We start from the raw sequence: 2,861 nt of genomic DNA on the forward strand, positions 1-2,861 counted from the left end.
TTGAAATAATAGTCCACCATATAGCCAGTCTGGGTTTCGGACACTCGATAATATATAAAACTGTCCGAAGTATTGTATTAAATCAAAAATATCCGATCGAATTTATTAAAATTCCAACCCCCCGACAAAACCCTCAATCCCTTGCAGCCCACGCCTGTGTATCAAAAAATTTATCCGCCAAATAGTCTGCACTCCGGCTCCTAAGAGGTGTCCCCCCCTTATGGTACATAACACTGAGGTCGGCAAGCCTGTTATATTGTCAGTATGTAGGCAAGTTTCGGGACTACAGGTACTTGCACGTAAAGGAGTCAGAGTGTCTGCTTCCAGACGATACTTCGGCGAACAACTACCAAACCACCAGTGATTCAAGTTATGAACAGCGAAAAAGTCAGTGTAATAATTCCTGCATTCAATGCTGCCGACACTCTGGCCGAGACAGTTGCCTCCGTACTCAAGGGTACCCACAAGAATCTAGAAATTTTAATTGTTGATGACTTCTCTACTGACGCTACTGACAAAGTTGCCGCTAAACTGGCAGAACAAGATTCGAGAATTCAATACTTCCGGAATCCCCAAAACTACGGGGTTTCTAAGTCTAGAAATTTAATGATGTATCGCGCCACAGGCGAATATGTAGCATTTCTCGACAGCGACGATACCTGGGAACCCAACAAGCTAGAATTTTGTTTGAAGATGCTCGCAGACAATCCCGAAGTCAAAGCTGTGGCTCACGCTTTGCGGTATTTAGACAAGCGCGGCAACAAGTTGAGTTACATTCCCACCTATCCTACAACTAAAGCAGAAATGCAGGCGATTAAGGAGACAGGAGAAAGCCCTTGGGTTTTCCCGTCTTCTGTTGTAGTCTATCGCTCCATTCTTCTCGAAGAAGGCGGCTTTGCAGAAGATTGGCAGGTAGGAGAAGATACAGAGTTATTTACCAAAATTGCTCAAAAGTATGGCTTGCTAGCGGCGACAGAACCTTTGGGAAATTATAGAATTAGAGGGAACTCTCTCACAGATAAGCACTGGCTGAAAAAGCGCATAGCTTCTGATTGTGTCAAAGAGAACCAACTGCGGCGCTTGCGGGGAGAAAAAGAGTTATCGCTCAACGAATACGAACAGGTATGCTTTAAGAATTTGCCACTTTTGAAAAGGCTTAACAAATTCCGAGAAGTTTTGGCACTCCACTACATGAGAAAGCTGGGACAAAGTTGGTTAAATCGGGAGGTTTTGCCGACTCTTGTTTACGGCATCGCTAGCACAGCAATCGATCCTCAAGCTACTTTGAACAAGTGGAAATGGATGAAGGCTCACGATAAGTTGAGTCATCAAACGGCAGAGGGAATCAGTCATTCGGCAGAATTAAACCGCCAGCAATCATCTAAAATCGGGGAGCTTTCCTAAAGAAACTCATATTTGTATGCAGGTTTTAGTCAAGAAATTAGGTGATGCCAATAAAGCCGAATCGAAGCCGATCGCGCAGGGGCTGGTTAATACGCGCTCTTGGGGTTTTGAGGCGTCTTTGACTGTTAATATCCTGTCGGAGCAATTACCCCCAATACCAACGACAATGGCTTGCAGCCGTGCGATGGGAGAAAATATAAAAATTTTTGAAAGTCGCGATCGGATGTCAGCCTTGATTTATTCGGTCGCAAGCTTCAACCCTGTAGATGGCGTAAATAGCAGCGATCGCCCGCCGTGCTATTGGCTCCCAAAACAGTTACACTAAATAATGTATAAGTAAAAAGCAAAGTTTTTTGAATGAAAAAATGGGTAGCAAACCCTTTTTTGAGGCAGAAAATAAAAGCGAATATTGAGAAAATATTCTGCCTTTTACCTTCAGATGACGATCGCCTTTTTACTGTGAATTAGATTGAATTTATGGACTGGCAAGAAATTTCTGGCAACTGGGTATTAATTCCGTCTAAACCGATCGCGATCGTGCATTTTCTCGGCGGTGCATTTGTGGCGACAGCACCGCAACTTACCTATCGCTGGCTGTTAGAGGCTTTGGGGAACCAAGGATATCTTGTAGTAGCAACGCCGTTTGTCAATACTTTGGATCATATTGCGATCGCCCGCGATGTCCTCAACAAATTTGAAAATGCCCTCGATCGCCTGCGCGCCACTAAATTGCTCAAATCTTCCTATCTCCCCGTTTACGGCATGGGGCACAGTATGGGATGTAAACTGCACTTGCTGATCGGTTCTGTGTTTGACATAGAAAGGGCAGGCAATATTCTGATCTCTTTCAACAATTATGCGGCATCCGAAGCAATCCCGATCGTCGAGCAAATTTCCCCCGTCTTTAAAGTGGAGTTTACCCCTTCCCCGCAAGATACCAATCGCCTCGTCCAAGATAGCTATCAAATCCGGCGCAATCTTTTAGTCAAATTTAACGGCGACAACATCGACCAAACCCTGCTTTTGACAAAATTGCTAAAAGCACGATTTCCCGACATGATTACAGTTCAGACCCTGGCCGGCAACCATCAAACACCCTTGGGGCAAGATGTTAGCTGGCCTGTGGGTCAAATTTTTACGCCCTTCGACGCGATCGGTCAATGGGTCAAACAAGAAGTGTATCGGGAATTAAATGAATTAAAACGGACAATTCTGCTGTGGCTTAATCCTACGTCCCGCGTTTGAGATTTGAAATTTGAGATTGTGGAATTGAGCCCACGGATAAATCTGGGACCTGGTGATTCAGACACAGAGCATAAAGTTACAGCTAACTTTCCAGAAAGCCAACTCCTGAGCGGGGTTGGGATGATGGACAGCATATAAGGTGATTTCTGAGAAAGAAATTACCAAGGAAGGTAAAATATGTTTATTGATGAGTAAGGAGATAGGAGCAAGCA

At 44.4% G+C, this 2,861-nt stretch carries 3 protein-coding genes; all 3 read left to right on the forward strand.

The genetic code is table 11. The annotated features are described in order from the left end of the window. Positions 1 to 372 precede the first annotated feature (372 nt). The 3 genes from QUA13_RS32130 to QUA13_RS32140 all read left to right on the forward strand — a co-directional run bounded on the left by QUA13_RS32130 (position 373) and on the right by QUA13_RS32140 (position 2,649). Positions 373 to 1,404 (forward strand): glycosyltransferase family 2 protein, encoded by a 1,032-nt coding sequence (locus tag QUA13_RS32130; RefSeq protein ID WP_333205102.1) that lies wholly within the window; start codon positions 373 to 375, stop codon positions 1,402 to 1,404. Between the two features lie 16 nt (positions 1,405 to 1,420). Continuing rightward, a complete protein-coding gene (locus QUA13_RS32135; protein WP_333205104.1) occupies positions 1,421 to 1,729 on the forward strand; it encodes a hypothetical protein in 309 nt (102 codons plus the stop codon). A gap of 152 nt (positions 1,730 to 1,881) precedes the next feature. Next, positions 1,882 to 2,649, forward strand: a complete 768-nt coding sequence (locus tag QUA13_RS32140) for a DUF1350 family protein (protein ID WP_333205106.1) — start codon at positions 1,882 to 1,884, stop codon at positions 2,647 to 2,649. The last annotated feature ends 212 nt before the right edge of the window (positions 2,650 to 2,861 follow it).

The organism is Microcoleus sp. S28C3, from assembly GCF_036700785.1.
GTDB lineage: Bacteria > Cyanobacteriota > Cyanobacteriia > Cyanobacteriales > Microcoleaceae > Microcoleus > Microcoleus asticus.